Raw genomic sequence first — 15848 nt, 5'->3', positions numbered from 1 at the left:
AGCCGCCACCCGCGACCAAGCAAGCGCTTGGGCAGAAGAAAATTCCAGGTGTTTACAAACCAAGCGCTTGCTTGGTAGCCTCGATGCACTTCTGTCACAGGTTGCTGAGTCGGAGATCAAAATGCCCACCACGGTTCGCATCGGATGCGCCAGCGCATTCTGGGGAGACACCTCGACCGCCGCCGCGCAGCTTGTGGCCGCAGGACAGCTGGATTATCTGGTCTTCGACTACCTGGCCGAAATCACAATGTCGATCATGGCCGGCGCGCGCATGAAGGACCCGCAGGCGGGATTTGCCGGGGATTTCATCGAAGTCCTCACGCCCCTGCTGCCGCAACTGGCCGAACAGAACATTCGCGTCATCAGCAATGCCGGCGGGGTCAACCCAAAGGCCTGCGCCGCCGCGCTGCAAGCGGCCTGCGACAAGGCTGGCGTAGCACTGAAAATTGCAGTGCTGTCGGGCGATGACCTGCAACCCCAGTTCAAACACCTCGCCTCCCAAGGCATTACGGAAATGTTCAGCGGCGCCCCGCTGCCGCCGATGTGCGTGTCGACCAACGCTTACCTCGGCGCGCCGGGCATCGTCGAAGCCCTGCGCCTGGGTGCCGACATCGTGATCACCGGCCGGGTGGTCGACAGCGCGGTGGTCAGCGCCGCGCTGGTGCACGAATTCGGCTGGTCGTGGCATGACTACGACAAACTCGCGCAAGCCGCCCTGGCCGGGCACATCATCGAATGTGGCGCGCAGTGCACCGGCGGCAACTTCACCGACTGGCGCGACGTGCCGGACTACGAACACATCGGTTTCCCGATCGTCGAAGTCAACGCCGACGGCCAGTTCATCGTCAGCAAACCCGAAGGCTCCGGCGGGCTGGTCACGCCGCTGACTGTCGGCGAGCAGATGCTCTACGAAATCGGTGATCCGCAGGCTTATCTGTTGCCCGATGTGGTCTGCGATTTCAGCCAGGTCAAACTTCAGCAACAAGGCAAAAACGCCGTCCGGGTCCACGGCGCCAAAGGCCTGCCGCCCAGCGACCAATACAAGGTCAGCGCCACGTATCCGGATGGTTTCCGCTGCACCGCCAGTTGCCTGATCGCCGGCATCGATGCCGTGGAAAAAGCCCGGCGCGTCAGTCGGGCGATCCTCGACAAGACTTCGGAAATGCTCGAACAAAAAGGCTTGGGACCGTACACCGAAACCGATGTCGAACTGCTCGGCAGCGAAGCCACCTACGGCCCTCACGGCCAGCGCCGGGACAGCCGCGAAGTGGTGATCAAACTCGCCGTGCGCCACCCGAACAAACAGGCGCTGATCTTGTTCTCCCGCGAGATAGCCCAGGCCGCCACCGGCATGGCGCCGGGCCTGACCGGCATCGTCGGCGGGCGGCCGACGGTGTATCCGCTGATCCGGCTGTTCTCGTTCCTGATCGACAAAAGCGCCTGCACCTTGCAGATCGACATCGCCGGCGAATCTCACCCGTTCACCCTGCCCGCCCCCGCCACCCTCGACAGTCAGGATCTGCCCCTGCCCCACGAAACGCCTAAACCCCAGGGCCGCGCCGACGCGAGTGTGCCGCTGGTGAAACTGGCCGTGGCGCGTTCCGGCGACAAGGGCAATCACAGCAACATCGGCGTCCTGCCGCGTCGTCCGGAATACCTACCGTGGATCGTCGAAGCGCTGACCCCGGCGGTGGTCGTCGATTGGATGAACCATGTCCTCGACCCGATTCACGGCCGGGTCGAACGCTGGTATCTGCCCGGCACCCACAGCCTCAACTTCCTGCTGGAAAACGCCCTTGGTGGCGGCGGCGTGGCGAGCCTGCGCATCGACCCGCAAGGCAAGGCTTTCGCCCAGCAATTACTGGAAATCCAGATCCCGGTGCCGCAAAGCATCGCCGAACAGTTCGACTAGAGGATTGGCAGCATGGCGTTCGAATCGATTTTCAGGGCTGATCTGTTCAGCGGTCAGACCGTCATCGTCACCGGGGGCGGCAGTGGCATCGGGCGTTGCACCGCCCATGAACTGGCGGCGCTGGGGGCCAACGTGGTGCTGGTCGGGCGCAAACCGGAAAAGCTGCAAACCGTCGCCGCCGAAATTGCCGAGGACGGCGGTCGGGCGCACTGGCAGGCCTGCGATATCCGTGACGAAGAAGCGGTGAAGGCGCTGGTCAGCGAACTGATCCGTGAACACGGGCCGATCCACGGACTGGTCAACAATGCCGGCGGGCAGTACCCGTCGCCCCTGGCCTCGATCAATCAGAAAGGCTTCGAAACCGTACTGCGCACCAATCTGGTCGGCGGCTTCCTGATGGCCCGGGAAGTGTTCAATCAATCGATGAGCAAACACGGCGGCAACATCGTCAACATGCTCGCCGACATGTGGGGCGGCATGCCCGGCATGGGCCACTCCGGCGCCGCACGGTCGGGCATGGACAACTTCACCAAAACAGCGGCATTCGAATGGGGTTATGCCGGGGTTCGGGTGAATGCGGTGGCGCCGGGCTGGATCGCGTCCAGCGGCATGGACACCTATGAAGGTGCGTTCAAAGCCGTGATCCCGACCCTGCGCGAACACGTGCCGCTCAAGCGTATCGGCACCGAATCAGAGGTCAGCGCGGCGATCGTGTTTCTGCTCAGCCCGGCTGCCGCGTTCATCAGCGGCAGCACCTTGCGCATCGACGGCGCGGCCAGCCTGGGCAACCGCGCATGGCCGTTGCACAAGGCGACCCACAGCGAATCCTTCAACGGTTTTCACCGGGCCTACATGCCAGACGTTTTGAAGGACAAGGAGTAAGCCATGCCGCAGATCCAGTCCCAACTCGACCCGCACAGCGAAGCCTTCGCCCGCAATCGCGCAGCGATGCTCGCCGCCATCGAGCAAGTCCAGCAGCTGGAACAGAACCTGCTGCACAAGGCCGCCGAAGCCAAACCCAAATTCGACAAACGCGGACAATTGTTGCCCCGTGAACGTCTGAATCTGTTGCTCGACCCCGGCGCGCCATTCCTCGAACTGGCGAGCCTGGCCGGCTACAAGCTCCACGACGACAAGGACGGCAGCTCGGCCGGTGGCGGCTTGATCGCCGGCATTGGCTATGTGTCCGGCGTGCGCGCCTTGATCGTGGCGAACAACAGCGCGATCAAGGGCGGGACGATTTCCCCGTCGGGCCTGAAAAAATCCCTGCGCCTGCAACAGATCGCCCAGGAAAACAAACTGCCGGTCATCACTCTCGCCGAAAGCGGTGGCGCCAACCTCAATTACGCGGCGGAGATTTTCGTCGAAGGCGCGCGCAGTTTTGCCAATCAGGCGCGGATGTCAGCCATGGGTTTGCCGCAGATCACCGTAGTGCACGGCTCGGCTACGGCTGGCGGAGCGTATCAGCCGGGGCTGTCGGATTACGTGGTGGTGGTGCGCGGCAAGGCCAAGCTGTTTCTTGCCGGCCCGCCGTTGCTTAAAGCAGCGACCGGTGAAGTCGCCACCGACGAAGAACTGGGCGGTGCCGAGATGCACGCGCAAGTCGCCGGCACCGCGGAATACCTGGCCGAAAACGATGCCGACGGCGTGCGTCAGGTACGGGAAATCGTCAGCCTGCTGAACTGGAACGAGCAACTGCCGTGGCTGCCCGAACCACAATTCAAGGAGCCGCTGTACCCCATCGACGAACTCCTCGGGCTGATCCCGGACGACCCGAAAAAACCCTACGACGTGCGCGAAATCATTGCGCGGATCGCCGATGAATCACGCTTCCTGGAATTCAAAGGCGAGTTCGATCAGCAGACCGTTTGTGGCCACCTGAAAATTCAGGGCCGCGCCTGCGGTTTCATCGGCAACAACGGCCCGATCACGCCCAACGGCGCGAGCAAGGCGGCGCAGTTCATTCAACTGTGCGACCAGAGCCAGACGCCGCTGCTGTTTTTCCACAACACCACCGGGTTCATGGTCGGCACCGAATCGGAACAGCACGGCGTGATCAAGCATGGCTCGAAATTGATCCAGGCCGTGGCCAATGCGCGGGTGCCGAAACTGACGATAGTGGTCGGCGGCTCCTACGGCGCGGGCAACTACGCGATGTGCGGACGCGGGCTTGATCCGCGTTTCATCTTCGCCTGGCCCAACAGCCGCACCGCCGTGATGGGTGGCGCCCAGGCCGGCAAGGTGTTGCGCATCGTCACCGAAGCCAAACAGCTCAAGGACGGCCTGGTGCCCGACCCGAAAATGCTCGACATGCTGGAGCAGGTCACCGCGCAGAAACTCGACAGCCAGTCCACCGCCCTCTACGGCAGCGCCAACCTGTGGGATGACGGGCTGATCGATCCGCGCGACACCCGCACCCTGCTCGGCTACCTGCTGGACATCTGCCACGAAGCCGACGTACGCAGGCTGCAACCCATCAGCTTCGGCGTCAGCCGGTTCTGATCGCCTCGGATCAAAGGAGAACAACAACAATGATCTTCACCCCGGAACACGAAGCTCTGCGCCGCACCGTCCGCCAGTTCGTCGAGCACGAGATCAACCCCCATGTCGATGAATGGGAAAAGGCCGGGCGCTTTCCGATCCACGAGATTTTCCGCAAGGCCGGCGACCTCGGTCTGCTGGGGATTTCCAAGCCGGAAAAATTCGGCGGCATGGGTCTGGATTACAGCTATTCGATCGTCGCGGCCGAAGAGTTCGGCACCATCCACTGCGGCGGCATTCCGATGTCGATCGGCGTGCAGACCGACATGTGCACTCCGGCCCTCGCCCGCTTCGGTTCCGATGAGTTGCGCGAAGAGTTTCTGCGCCCAGCCATCACTGGCGAGCAGGTCGGCTGCATCGGTGTCTCGGAAGTCGGCGCCGGCTCCGATGTCGCCGGGCTCAAGACCACCGCGCGCAAGGATGGCGACGACTATGTGATCAACGGCAGCAAGATGTGGATCACCAACTCGCCGAGCGCCGACTTCATCTGCCTGCTGGCCAACACCTCGGACGACAAGCCGCACATCAACAAATCGCTGATCATGGTGCCGATGAACACGCCGGGTATCAGCCTCAGTTCGCACCTGGACAAGCTCGGCATGCGCAGCTCGGAAACCGCCCAGGTGTTTTTCGACAACGTGCGCGTGCCCCAGCGCAATCGCATCGGCCATGAGGGCGCCGGGTTCATGATGCAGATGCTGCAGTTCCAGGAGGAACGCCTGTTCGGTGCGGCCAACATGATCAAGGGCCTGGAATACTGCGTCGACAGCACCATCGAGTACTGCAAGGAGCGCAAGACCTTCGGCAACGCGCTGATCGACAATCAGGTGATTCACTTCCGCCTCGCCGAGTTGCAGACCGAAATCGAATGCCTGCGGGCGCTGGTCTATCAGGCCACCGAGCAATACGTCAAAGGCCAGGACGTCACCCGACTGGCGTCGATGGCCAAGCTCAAGGCCGGACGTCTCGGTCGGGAAGTCAGCGACAGTTGCCTGCAATACTGGGGCGGCATGGGCTTCATGTGGGACAACCCGGTGGCCCGCGCCTACCGCGACGTGCGGCTGGTATCGATTGGCGGCGGCGCCGATGAAATCATGCTGGGGATCATCTGCAAACTGATGGGCATTCTGCCGGGGAAAAAGAAATGAGCGCCCTGCCCGATTGCCAGACGCTGCTGCTGGAACGGCACAACGGCGTGTTGCACATCACCCTCAATCGCCCGGAAAGCCGCAACGCCATGAGCCTGCAAATGGTCGCCGAGTTGCGCGCCGTGCTGGCCAGCGTGCGCGATGATCGCAGCGTTCGCGCACTGGTGCTCAGCGGTGCCGGCGGGCATTTCTGTGCCGGCGGCGACATCAAGGACATGGCCAACGCCCGCGCCCAGGGCAGCGATGCCTATCGCGAATTGAACCGAGCGTTCGGGTTGTTGCTGGAAGAAGCGCAGCACACGCCGCAAGTGCTGATCACGGTGTTGCAGGGCGCGGTGCTCGGGGGCGGCTTCGGGCTGGCCTGTGTCAGCGATATCGCCATCGCCGATCATCAGGCGCAATTCGGTTTGCCGGAGACCAGTCTCGGCCTGCTACCGGCGCAGATCGCGCCGTTTGTGGTGCAGCGCATCGGCCTGACCGAGACCCGACGCCTGGCCCTGACCGCCGCCCGTTTCGACGGCCATCAGGCCCGGCGTCTGGGGCTGGTGCATTTTGTCGAGCAGGATCCACAGGCGCTCGCCGAGCGACTGGATGAAGTGCTCGACCATGTCCTCTGCTGCGCCCCCGAAGCGAATGCCGTGACGAAAAAACTGCTGCTGGCCAGCGCCGGCCAGCCGTCGAGTGAACTGCTGGACGAAGCCGCGCAGTGGTTCAGCGAAGCGGTGACCGGTGCCGAAGGCATCGAAGGCACGATGGCGTTTGTGCAAAAGCGCAAACCGAGGTGGGCCCCTTAGAAGCATCGCGGGCAAGCCCGCTCCCACAGTTTTTGTGAGCACCACTGAATCCTGTGGGAGCGGGCTTGCCCGCGATGAGGCCCTTCAATCCACCGCCAACATTCAGGAAAAACCACCATGCCCGTCATCCATAAAATCCTGATCGCCAACCGCGGTGAAATCGCCTGCCGCATCCAGCGCACCGCCCAGGCCCTCGGTTATCGCACCGTCGCCGTTTTCAGCGATGCCGACGCTGACGCACTGCATGTCGAAATGGCGGACGAGGCCGTGAACATCGGTCCGGCACCCGTGCAACAGTCCTACCTGAACATCCCGGCCATTCTCGACGCCGCCCGCCGCAGCGGCGCCGACGCCATCCATCCGGGCTACGGTTTTCTCTCGGAAAATGCCGAATTCGCCCGCGCCTGCAAACAGGCCGGCCTGACCTTCATCGGCCCCAGCGTCGAAGCCATCGAACTGATGGGCAGCAAACGCCAATCGAAAATCGCCATGCTCGCCGCCGGTGTGCCATGTATCGCCGGCTATCAAGGTGCCGAGCAGGACGACGCAACCCTGACACGCGAAGCTGAACGCATCGGTTATCCATTGATGATCAAGGCCAGCGCCGGCGGTGGCGGACGCGGCATGCGGCTGGTGCACAGCGCCGAAGAATTGCCGGCGCAATTGCGCACGGCGCGCTCCGAAGCCTTGAACGGATTCGGCAGCGATGAACTGATCCTCGAACAGGCGCTGATCGAGCCGCGCCATGTCGAAGTTCAGCTGTTCGGCGATCACCACGGCCAGCTGATCTACCTCGGTGAGCGCGACTGTTCGATTCAGCGCCGCCATCAGAAAGTCATTGAAGAAGCGCCCTGCCCGGTGATGACCGAAGAACTGCGCCAGGCGATGGGCGAAGCGGCACTCAAGGCCGGGCGTGCGGTGAACTATGTCGGTGCCGGCACTGTAGAATTCCTGCTCGACACTGATGGCCGGTTCTACTTTCTGGAGATGAACACCAGGTTGCAGGTCGAACACCCGGTGACTGAACTGATTACCGGGCTGGACCTGGTGGCATGGCAACTGTCGGTCGCCGAAGGTCAGCCGCTGCCGCTGACCCAGGCACAGGTGAAACTCGATGGCCACGCGATGGAAGTGCGCCTCTACGCCGAAGATCCGACCCAGGGTTTTCTTCCACAGACCGGGCGTGTCGAAGCCTGGGCGCCGGCACTGGATCGCGGTTCACGGATTGATCACGGGCTGATCGAAGGGCAGTCGATCTCACCGTTCTACGACCCGATGCTCGGCAAACTGATTGCTCATGGCGCAACCCGTGAAGAGGCCCGGCGCAAACTGCTGTGCGCAGTTCAGGACAGCGTGTTGCTTGGCGTGCAAAGCAATCAGCGGTTGCTCGCCAGCCTGTTGCAGCATCCGCAATTCATCAGCGGCGAGTTCGGTACTGGCTTCATCCCTCAACATTTCGCCGATCACGATTGCCTGCACGCCTATTCGCCCAGTAACGAAGAGCTGGCCATCGCGGCGCTGCTGTTTTACCGATCCGCCGCACAGCAACACCGCGCCACGTTGTCCGGATGGCGCAACAACGCCGGTGCGCCGTTGCTCTATCGCATCGGTCTCGACGCCCGCGACTGGAACGTGCAACTGCGCGCCAGCCCGGACAACGCTTTCGAAGTTCAGGTTGTGGAGCGCGTTATCGAACTCAAACTGATCGAGCACACCGCCGGGGCCGTGACGCTGGAGGTCGATGGCCTGCGCCAGCGCCGCGCTTATCGCCTGTGCGACGAGCAGCTCTGGCTGTTCACCCATCCCGGCAGCCTGCACCTGGTGGATCGAACTCATGCGGTGATCGACAGTCAGACCAGCGTCAGTTCCGGCACGTTGAAAGCCCCGATGGATGGCGCCATCATCGATGTGCTCGTCAGCGAAGGCAGCCCGGTCAGCAAGGGCCAGTTGCTGGTGGTGCTGGAGGCGATGAAAATGGAGCACCCGCTCAAGGCCGGCATCGACGGCGTGCTCAAGCGGGTGCAGGTCAAGGTCGGCGATCAGGTGAAAAATCGTCAGGTTCTGTTGCAGGTCGAGTAGTCGCCGCGCGCATTCGCAAGGTTTGACTACGCTCTGAATAATCAGGACGCGGAAATCAGGAACCCTGCGATGCCCCATTGGCTGGTCATAGATCTGGAAGCCACCACCGATGAGGGTGGCTGGCCGGTTACGGAAATGGAGATCATCGAGATCGGCGCGACCCTGGTGGATCGCGCGGGTCGCGAGCAGGATCACTTTCAGCGCTTCGTCAAACCGACGCGGCGCCCCTTGTTGACGCCGTTTTGCCGCGAACTCACGCACATCACCCAGGCCAACATCGACGCGGCGCAGCCGTTGAGTGAAGTGTGGCCGGCGTTCGAACGCTGGCTCGGTCAGCACCAGACACGCCTTGAAGGCTGGGCCAGCTGGGGCGATTACGATCGCAAGCAGTTGCTTCAGGAATGGCAGCGACTGCAACTCGACAGCGCCCTGAGCCGGGTGCCGCACATGAATCTGAAACAGCGCTTTGCCAAGGCCCGACGCCTCGAACGGCCGCTGGGCCTCAATGGCGCGTTGCAACTGGCGGGCATGCAGTTCACCGGCCAGCAGCATCGAGCGCTGGAGGATGCGCGCAATACCGCCCGATTATTGCCGTTGGTGCTGCCGCTCTAGCGCAGGTGACGGCGCCAGAAGCCTTGTGCATACTGGCCGCCCCTTTTTGACCCTTTTAAGCCCTTTTCGAGAGGAATCGCCCATGTTTAAAGTCAACGAGTACTTCGACGGCACCGTCAAGTCGATCGCTTTTGGCACTGCTGAAGGCCCTGCGACCATCGGCGTCATGGCCCCGGGCGAATACGAATTCGGCACCAGCCAGCGTGAAATCATGCACGTGGTTTCGGGCGCACTGACCGTCAAACTGCCGGACAGCAGCGACTGGGAAACTTTCGCTGCCGGTAGCCAGTTCAACGTGCCAGCCAACAGCAAGTTCCAGCTGAAAGTCGCCGTCGACACCGCCTACCTGTGCGAATACCGCGGCTGAAACCCCGGTTTCCTGCGGTCATGAAAAATGCCCGTGTCCAAGGACACGGGCATTTTTCGTTTCAGGAGCGGTTATTCGAGGATTTCCACCGGCATGCCGATTTCAAGCCGGCCATTGCTGTCATTGACCAGGTTCTGGCCAAACATCGCGCCGTCGGCCTGGGCGCGGGTCTTCTGTAAGGTTGCCAGCGGCTCGCGGTCAGCGCTGCGCTCACCGGTCTGCGGATCGATCGTGGTGAGAATGCACCGCGAGCAGGACTTGACCACGCGGAACTCGACATCGCCGATCCGAATCCGCTTCCAGCCATCCTCGGCGTAAGCATCACTGCCTTCGATCACCAGATTCGGCCGGAACCGCAGCATTTCCAGAGGGCGCCCGACTTCCTGCGACAGGTGTTGCAGTGATGCCTCACCAATCAGCAACAGTGGAAAGCCGTCGGCGAACGCCACTTGATCGTCGTCGTTGCCGTACCCGGCCTGAGTCGTACGAGCGCGTTCAAGCGGCACTTGCACCAGGCGCGTCGGTTTGCCGATGAAATCGCTGACCCAACGGGCCGCCTCCTCACCGGCATCCGGTACGCGCAAGGTATCGCGCCAGATGGTTACGCCACGCAGGTCGTCGTCACCGCCAGGCAAGGCGACATCGATTGCCGAATGCCCCGGCGCGCTGAGCGTCAGGCCGCCAGTGGCATTCCATAGCGCCGAGAGCTGGCTCATTTTCGCTTCGGCACGCTGGGTCAGGAACCGTCCGCTGGCCTCGTCCACCAGCATCCAGCGTCGGTCGCCCTCAAGCCCCAGTTTGTCCAGGCCAATCCCTTGCAGGACCTCGCCCTTGGCGGATTTCAACGGGTAACGATAAAGCGCGCTCAGACGCAGCATGGCCAGCTCCCTGGTGGGTCAAAAACGCCACCCTATACGAGCTTTGTCAGCGAATCAAAGGCTGACGCGAGGTCAGCCTCGACAGGTTGATCAGGCCGGTACTTCGTCGAGCATCAAACGCTGGCGCACCACGTCGACCAATTTGTCCGGCTGGAACTTGGAGAGGAAATTGTCGCACCCGACCTTCTTCACCATCGAATCGTTGAAGCTGCCAGACAGCGAAGTGTGCAGCACCACATACAGGCCACGCAGGCGCGGGTCGTTGCGGATTTCGGTGGTCAGGCGATAGCCGTCCATCTCCGGCATTTCGGCGTCGGTGAACACCATCAGCAGTTTGTCGGTCATGTTCACCCCGGTGTCCGCCCAGGCCTTGAGCATGTTCAGGGCTTTCAGGCCGTCGCTGGCGATGTGCATCTTCACGCCCAACTGGCCGAGGGTGTCGCGCAATTGCGAGAGCGCCACGTTGGAGTCGTCCACCAGCAACACTTCGCGGCCACGGGCGCGTTCCAGCACCGGATCGTCCAGTTTGTCGCGGGAGACCTTGGCGTTGTACGGCACGATTTCGGCGAGGACTTTCTCGACGTCGATGATTTCCACCAGTTGATCGTCGACCTTACTGATGGCTGTCAGGTAATGCTGGCGACCGGCACTGGTCGGTGGCGGCAGAATGGCTTCCCAGTTCATGTTGACGATGCGATCCACGCCACCGACGAGGAACGCCTGCACCGAACGATTGTACTCGGTGACGATGATCGTGCTGTTCGGGCCCGGCACCAGCGGGCGCATGCCGATCGCCTGGGACAGGTCGATCACTGGCAGCGTCTGGCCACGCAGGTTGACCACACCGCAGACAAACGGGTGACGCTGGGGCATCAGGGTCAGCTTCGGCAGTTGCAGGACTTCCTGAACCTTGAACACGTTGATCGCGAACAATTGGCGTCCGGCCAGTCGAAACATGAGAATTTCCAGGCGATTCTCACCCACCAGTTGCGTGCGTTGGTCTACCGTGTCGAGAATGCCGGCCATCAATGACTCCTGGGCTTGTTCTGATGAATTCACTATTGGGGGTTATCGGCTGAATCTGACGGATCTTGATCCCGTCACAAATCACCCACAAAATGCCACGAGCAGGCATTGATGTCACATTAACATCATGCTTTACTGGCCCGGTGAAATCATCTGCTACATTCTCTTCGGCGCGACCCCGATTTGCGCCACAGGTTCCCGTGCCTAAGGGAATCCCCTAGTGACAATCAGGCCCAACCTGATGTTCGCGATATCCAATAGCCATTAATGTGACGCCATTCTCATTGCATGAACGGAGTCAGGCTATTGTGTGCGATCGCAGTTCAGTGGAAACACATCCTCTTGAAACCCCGGGTCTGTGCCAATGCACACCGGGGCGCGGTCTCGCGACGGTTCACGATCGTCGACACACACGGCATTCCCTCATCAGACATGAAGTGGTGGAGATAAGCATGCCGAACGACCGTAGTGACTGGGCGCAGCGGTTCCCCGAATTTCTGGTCGAGGCTGAAACGCTCCTGGCCAAGTCTGAAGAATGCCTCAGTCACTTGCAGCTGATCAGCAATGACAGGGACGCGATTGACTGCATGCTCAGTACTCTCCTCAAATTGGCAAACAAGGCCGATGCCCTGGCACTTGAGGCGATATCCGAATTTTCCCTGCACCTGCATGGCCTGCTCACCCAGGTTCAGGATCATGTGGATCTGCATGCGCAGGCCCTGGAAGCACTGAAAGACTGCTTCACCCTGATGGCCTGGCAACTGGAACTGGTTGACCCGAGTACCGGCCAATTAGGCTTGGATGAAAGCGAGCAGGCGTCGCTGATCGAAGCCTTTGCCTGCCAGGTCGGCCAGACCCACTTTCAATTGCCGCACACTGGCAAGTCCCTGACCCTCGTAGCCTGGTCGGAACGGCAAGCGTAATCGGGCACGCCTTGGGCCGTTTGAGCCGGTCAGCTTTCGCAGTCGAATGTCGCTAATGAATAGTTCATGCCTGCCTGCGACACCCCCCAATAAATAATTACGCTCACTGAATGCAGACTACCCTCTGCTGATATCAGGGTTTTCCTGTGTAAAAGAAAACTTGCGACCGCATCGATAATTATCGGATCAGGTATTTCAACTTTCCATTATGGAACCTTCGTCCAACATGGCCTGTTTCCTGACTCTTTGGACATATAGGCCAAACGCGACCAACGGTATGTTAAGTGGTATTATGCCGCCCGTTAGTTGTTTCAGTTAATGGCTTGTGACTTCGATGATCGGTCACCACCGAACTTGGCGCTCAATTATCGATCACTGAACCATTTTGAAATCAACAACCTGAATGACAGTTTTCCAGACAGAGACCGCCAGCCTTTCTGACCGGTCTGCCCGCAGCGAACATCCATTGGCTCCATCCGCTATGTACGCCAGCCTCAAGTCAATCACCACATGGCCTCCCTCCCGAGAAAATGCCCGCAGGTTCACACTTCTGCTGTGTACAGGCTCGGCTCTGGGCAGTCTGTTGACCTATGGATTGTCAGCGCAGCTGCCGCTCGGCCTGCTGCTGATCAATGTGGCGGCTGCGGGCTGCGTCTGGACACAACATCGCCTGTCGCGCAAATCCATCAAGTTCCAGCCTCAGGAACTGGCCGACCGTTTGCTGGAAGTCCAGGAAAACGAGCGCCATCGCCTGAGCCGTGAACTGCATGACGATATCGGCCAGTTGCTGACGGCCGCCAAACTGCAAAGCGAATGGCTCAAGCGTCGCTTGCCCGCGGACATGCAGGAACACTGTTCGGTACTTTGCGAGACGCTGGAAGAAACCCTCAATAAAGTGCGCGACGTTTCGGCCATTCTCAACCCGCGGCAATTGACCAGCCTTGGTCTGGAAGCGAGCCTGCGTGCACACCTGCTCAAGGTACTGACCAATACTTCGGTGCACTGGAGTCTGGACTGCCAGCAGCGCCTGAATGGAATCCCCGAAGAAATGGCCGTCGCCGCCTTTCGCATCACTCAGGAAGCGGTGACCAACATCCTTCGCCACGCGCAGGCCAAAAACCTGTTGATCCGCGTGCAACGTTTACCGCAGGGCCTGACCCTGCTGATCAGCGATGATGGACTGGGCTTTTCCCCGGCGGCGAATCCGGGTCGCGAAGGACAGCGAGGCATGGCCGGAATGGCCGAACGGATCGAGCAACTGGGCGGCACACTGAGCGTGACCAGCGAGCCGGGCAAAGGCACTCAAATCGAAGCACTATTCCCCTGGGCGCCCCGTGCACTCGAGCGGGCCAGTACGAATAAGGTTATGCGTTGACTTGTAACTTACTTCTGGTGGATGACCACTCGCTGATCAGGGCCGGCGTGCGCGCCCTGGTGCTGGATATTCCCGGTTATGCGGTCATCGGCGAGGCCAATGACGGCTCGCAGCTGCTCGAAATGGTCGAGCTGCTGTCTCCCGATATAGTGTTGCTGGACATTTCCATGAAAGAAACCGGCGGTCTGGAAGCCCTGCAGCGACTCAGACGCGTACGCCCGCACGCCAAAGTGCTGATTCTGTCGATGCACACCGACCCCGCGCTGATCATGCAGGCGCTGGAGTCCGGCGCTCACGGCTACCTGCTCAAGGACACCACGGCCACCGAGCTCGAACATGCACTCGAAGCGCTGCGCAACAACGAGCGCTACTTGAGCCCAGCCATCGCCCATACCGTGATCAACCAGGCGCTGACCCGTAACCTGAAGCAGCAACCGGAAGTCGCCGAGTCGCACAACCTGACAGCACGCCAACTGGAAATCCTGCGCCTCATCGTGCGCGGCAAGTCCACGCGGGAAATCGCCAACGGCCTGGGCTTGAGCATCAAGACGGTCGAAACCCACCGTTCGCAGATCATGAAACGCCTGCAGATCTACGATGTGGCGGGTCTGGTGCTGTTTGCCGTGCGCGAACAGATCATCAGTCTGGATGACTGATCCGGTGTGTTGCGCCCAATAGCGGCGAGTCGTTGGGCAAATGCACGCGCAACGCCCCCGGACGCGCTGCAAACCGCAGACTGTCGCCTTGCAGTGGCTCACCGTCGAGATTGATGCAAAGCCCTTCAGCGACCTTGATTTCAACCCACGGCAACCGGGTACGCACGAACATGTTGTCGATGCCGAACCCGTCACTGAGCAGATTTTTCAGCGTGCCGACCAGTTCCTGTGGCGCCGGCAGGATGCTGATATCCAGAAGACCGTCGTCCACCAGCGCTTCCGGGCACAACACATGTCCGCCACCGGCCTGCCGGCCATTGCCGATCCCCAGCGCCAGAAGCTCGCCACGCCAGTGAAAATCCGGCCCCTGCAATTCACCATAAGCAGCATGCAGCTCACTGAACCGCGATAAACCGGTGAACAGATAGGCCGCACCGCCCAGCACTTTCTTCAGATCTTCCGACGTGTTGGCTGTTACTTGGCTGCCGAATCCGCCGGTGGCCATGTTCAGGAAGATCTGCCCGCCGACTTCACCCAGATCAATGTCATGGGCGGGCGCCTCAAGCAATTCGAGCGCTTCGGCCGGCTCCAGCGGAATAGCCGCCGCGCGGGAAAAGTCGTTGGCTGTTCCCAGCGGCAACAGCACCAGACTGGCCTTGCCCGGTTGCTTCGCCAGCGCTTCGGCGATGTCGCGCAGAGTGCCATCCCCACCACCGGCGATGATCTGACGGTATCCCGCCGCCAGTGCCTCCGCCACCAGCCGCTGGGCATCACCGGCCTCCCAGGTCAGGCGCACAGCCAGTTTCCAACCCTGCTTTCGCTTGTTCTCGACAGCGGCACGAACCGCCTCGTTGAGTGCCTGCTTGCCATGCAGAATCAACAGTGCCTTACGTTCACTCATTGCGGTTACTCCCGGAATTGAATCAGTACGAAACATCTTGACCCTCAACGCGGGTAAAAAAGTCGCACACGTTCTGATTAATTCCTGAAGCTCCTTCTGCCTGTCCTACATGCCTGTAATTTTTCGTACAGAACGTAAGGAATCGGCTCAATTGACCAAGCCCGCTCATTGGTACAACGTGTCGCAGCGTCAGCAATCTTCAATTCAATTACACAAGGATGTGCATGTAATGAGTGCATACAGTTTCAGGACTTTCGATAATTTGCATTCCGGCATTTGCCGACAGAACCCCATCGCATCAGGCGGTTTTTTCCATGCAAAGCCATGAAGCAAGATTATCCGTGAGTCCGGTTGCCTCTCTCTCCGAAAGTCGCGCCAGCCTTAAAGACGAATTCAAATGCAGCGCCAGAAATATTGGAGAAAACGATATGGAACCGCGTGTCACCGAGCTGGAAACTCACCTCAAGTACATTCGACGCGATATGGACGAAGTCAGAGGAGACGTCAAAGCCATCAAACATCGTCTTGCCTACTCGGCAGGTGCGACAGCGATGGTGCTCGGACTGCTGGGCTGGATTGCCAACAGCCGGTTCGATCAACTCGTCACACTGCTCAGCCGTTGACCCGCTGAAAGGC

General features: G+C 60.7%; 15 protein-coding genes. 12 read left to right on the top strand and 3 right to left on the bottom strand.

All coding sequences use genetic code 11. From position 1 onward, the window contains the following. The first annotated feature begins 121 nt into the window (after positions 1-121). The 8 genes from QRN46_RS12730 to ppnP all read left to right on the top strand — a co-directional run bounded on the left by QRN46_RS12730 (position 122) and on the right by ppnP (position 9453). Positions 122-1912, top strand: a complete 1791-nt coding sequence (locus tag QRN46_RS12730; protein ID WP_285354983.1) for an acyclic terpene utilization AtuA family protein — start codon at positions 122-124, stop codon at positions 1910-1912. A gap of 12 nt (positions 1913-1924) precedes the next feature. Then, positions 1925-2794, top strand: coding sequence for an SDR family oxidoreductase (locus QRN46_RS12725; protein ID WP_011335261.1), 870 nt, complete (start codon positions 1925-1927; stop codon positions 2792-2794). A gap of 3 nt (positions 2795-2797) precedes the next feature. Further along, positions 2798-4414 (top strand): geranyl-CoA carboxylase subunit beta, encoded by a 1617-nt coding sequence (gene atuC, locus QRN46_RS12720; protein WP_285354981.1) that lies wholly within the window; start codon positions 2798-2800, stop codon positions 4412-4414. Positions 4415-4443: 29 nt separating this feature from the next. Then, positions 4444-5601, top strand: coding sequence for a citronellyl-CoA dehydrogenase (gene atuD / locus QRN46_RS12715; RefSeq protein ID WP_007908685.1), 1158 nt, complete (start codon positions 4444-4446; stop codon positions 5599-5601). Further along, on the top strand, positions 5598-6395 hold the full coding sequence (locus tag QRN46_RS12710) for an enoyl-CoA hydratase/isomerase family protein (RefSeq protein WP_011335263.1): 798 nt from the start codon (positions 5598-5600) through the stop codon (positions 6393-6395). The genes atuD and QRN46_RS12710 overlap by 4 nt, the downstream gene beginning before the upstream one ends. A gap of 117 nt (positions 6396-6512) precedes the next feature. Continuing rightward, positions 6513-8474, top strand: coding sequence for an acetyl/propionyl/methylcrotonyl-CoA carboxylase subunit alpha (locus tag QRN46_RS12705; RefSeq protein WP_011335264.1), 1962 nt, complete (start codon positions 6513-6515; stop codon positions 8472-8474). Between the two features lie 69 nt (positions 8475-8543). Next, the gene (locus QRN46_RS12700; RefSeq protein WP_011335265.1) at positions 8544-9086 is read left to right on the top strand and encodes a 3'-5' exonuclease; all 543 of its coding nucleotides are present in this window, start codon (positions 8544-8546) and stop codon (positions 9084-9086) included. 82 nt (positions 9087-9168) lie between these two features. After that, positions 9169-9453, top strand: a complete 285-nt coding sequence (ppnP, locus tag QRN46_RS12695; protein ID WP_007940055.1) for a pyrimidine/purine nucleoside phosphorylase — start codon at positions 9169-9171, stop codon at positions 9451-9453. A gap of 71 nt (positions 9454-9524) precedes the next feature. Here ppnP and QRN46_RS12690 read toward each other — a convergent pair whose 3' ends face one another. Both QRN46_RS12690 and QRN46_RS12685 read right to left on the bottom strand, forming a co-directional pair. Further along, positions 9525-10331 carry an MOSC domain-containing protein gene (locus QRN46_RS12690; RefSeq protein WP_011335267.1) on the bottom strand — a complete coding sequence of 269 codons (807 nt, stop codon included), beginning with the start codon at positions 10329-10331 and terminating at the stop codon, positions 9525-9527. 90 nt (positions 10332-10421) lie between these two features. Further along, entirely contained in the window at positions 10422-11357 is a 936-nt protein-coding gene (locus QRN46_RS12685) for a chemotaxis protein CheV (RefSeq protein ID WP_003226705.1), read from the bottom strand. A gap of 452 nt (positions 11358-11809) precedes the next feature. Between QRN46_RS12685 and QRN46_RS12680 the strand changes: the two genes are divergently transcribed. The 3 genes from QRN46_RS12680 to QRN46_RS12670 all read left to right on the top strand — a co-directional run bounded on the left by QRN46_RS12680 (position 11810) and on the right by QRN46_RS12670 (position 14311). Beyond that, entirely contained in the window at positions 11810-12280 is a 471-nt protein-coding gene (locus tag QRN46_RS12680; RefSeq protein WP_011335268.1) for a hypothetical protein, read from the top strand. A 481-nt stretch (positions 12281-12761) separates the two neighbouring features. Further along, entirely contained in the window at positions 12762-13655 is an 894-nt protein-coding gene (locus tag QRN46_RS12675) for a sensor histidine kinase (protein ID WP_041475383.1), read from the top strand. After that, positions 13652-14311 (top strand): response regulator, encoded by a 660-nt coding sequence (locus QRN46_RS12670; protein WP_007955750.1) that lies wholly within the window; start codon positions 13652-13654, stop codon positions 14309-14311. Before QRN46_RS12675 ends, QRN46_RS12670 begins: the two co-directional genes overlap by 4 nt. Here the strand turns inward: QRN46_RS12670 and yegS are convergent. Next, positions 14295-15212: a lipid kinase YegS gene (yegS, locus tag QRN46_RS12665; protein ID WP_285354966.1), complete on the bottom strand. Its 918-nt coding sequence runs from the start codon at positions 15210-15212 to the stop codon at positions 14295-14297. The two genes, QRN46_RS12670 and yegS, sit on opposite strands and share 17 nt — an antisense overlap. A gap of 314 nt (positions 15213-15526) precedes the next feature. On the opposite strand from yegS, the gene QRN46_RS12660 reads away from it, so the two are divergent. Then, positions 15527-15835, top strand: coding sequence for a hypothetical protein (locus QRN46_RS12660; RefSeq protein WP_285354964.1), 309 nt, complete (start codon positions 15527-15529; stop codon positions 15833-15835). Positions 15836-15848 lie beyond the last annotated feature (13 nt).

The organism is Pseudomonas sp. lyk4-R2A-10 (genome assembly GCF_030209075.1).
In the GTDB taxonomy this organism is placed as follows: domain Bacteria; phylum Pseudomonadota; class Gammaproteobacteria; order Pseudomonadales; family Pseudomonadaceae; genus Aquipseudomonas; species Aquipseudomonas glycinae.
This window is presented reverse-complemented; position numbering and strand designations above follow the sequence as displayed.

Coding starts and splice junctions, on each gene's coding strand:
- QRN46_RS12660 (WP_285354964.1), top strand. CDS start 15,527: ATGCAAAGCCATGAAGCAAGATTATCCGTGAGTCCGGTTGCCTCTCTC.
- QRN46_RS12685 (WP_003226705.1), bottom strand. CDS start 11,357: ATGGCCGGCATTCTCGACACGGTAGACCAACGCACGCAACTGGTGGGT.
- yegS (WP_285354966.1), bottom strand. CDS start 15,212: ATGAGTGAACGTAAGGCACTGTTGATTCTGCATGGCAAGCAGGCACTC.
- QRN46_RS12710 (WP_011335263.1), top strand. CDS start 5,598: ATGAGCGCCCTGCCCGATTGCCAGACGCTGCTGCTGGAACGGCACAAC.
- QRN46_RS12705 (WP_011335264.1), top strand. CDS start 6,513: ATGCCCGTCATCCATAAAATCCTGATCGCCAACCGCGGTGAAATCGCC.
- atuC (WP_285354981.1), top strand. CDS start 2,798: ATGCCGCAGATCCAGTCCCAACTCGACCCGCACAGCGAAGCCTTCGCC.
- QRN46_RS12730 (WP_285354983.1), top strand. CDS start 122: ATGCCCACCACGGTTCGCATCGGATGCGCCAGCGCATTCTGGGGAGAC.
- QRN46_RS12680 (WP_011335268.1), top strand. CDS start 11,810: ATGCCGAACGACCGTAGTGACTGGGCGCAGCGGTTCCCCGAATTTCTG.
- atuD (WP_007908685.1), top strand. CDS start 4,444: ATGATCTTCACCCCGGAACACGAAGCTCTGCGCCGCACCGTCCGCCAG.
- QRN46_RS12700 (WP_011335265.1), top strand. CDS start 8,544: ATGCCCCATTGGCTGGTCATAGATCTGGAAGCCACCACCGATGAGGGT.
- QRN46_RS12690 (WP_011335267.1), bottom strand. CDS start 10,331: ATGCTGCGTCTGAGCGCGCTTTATCGTTACCCGTTGAAATCCGCCAAG.
- QRN46_RS12675 (WP_041475383.1), top strand. CDS start 12,762: ATGTACGCCAGCCTCAAGTCAATCACCACATGGCCTCCCTCCCGAGAA.
- ppnP (WP_007940055.1), top strand. CDS start 9,169: ATGTTTAAAGTCAACGAGTACTTCGACGGCACCGTCAAGTCGATCGCT.
- QRN46_RS12725 (WP_011335261.1), top strand. CDS start 1,925: ATGGCGTTCGAATCGATTTTCAGGGCTGATCTGTTCAGCGGTCAGACC.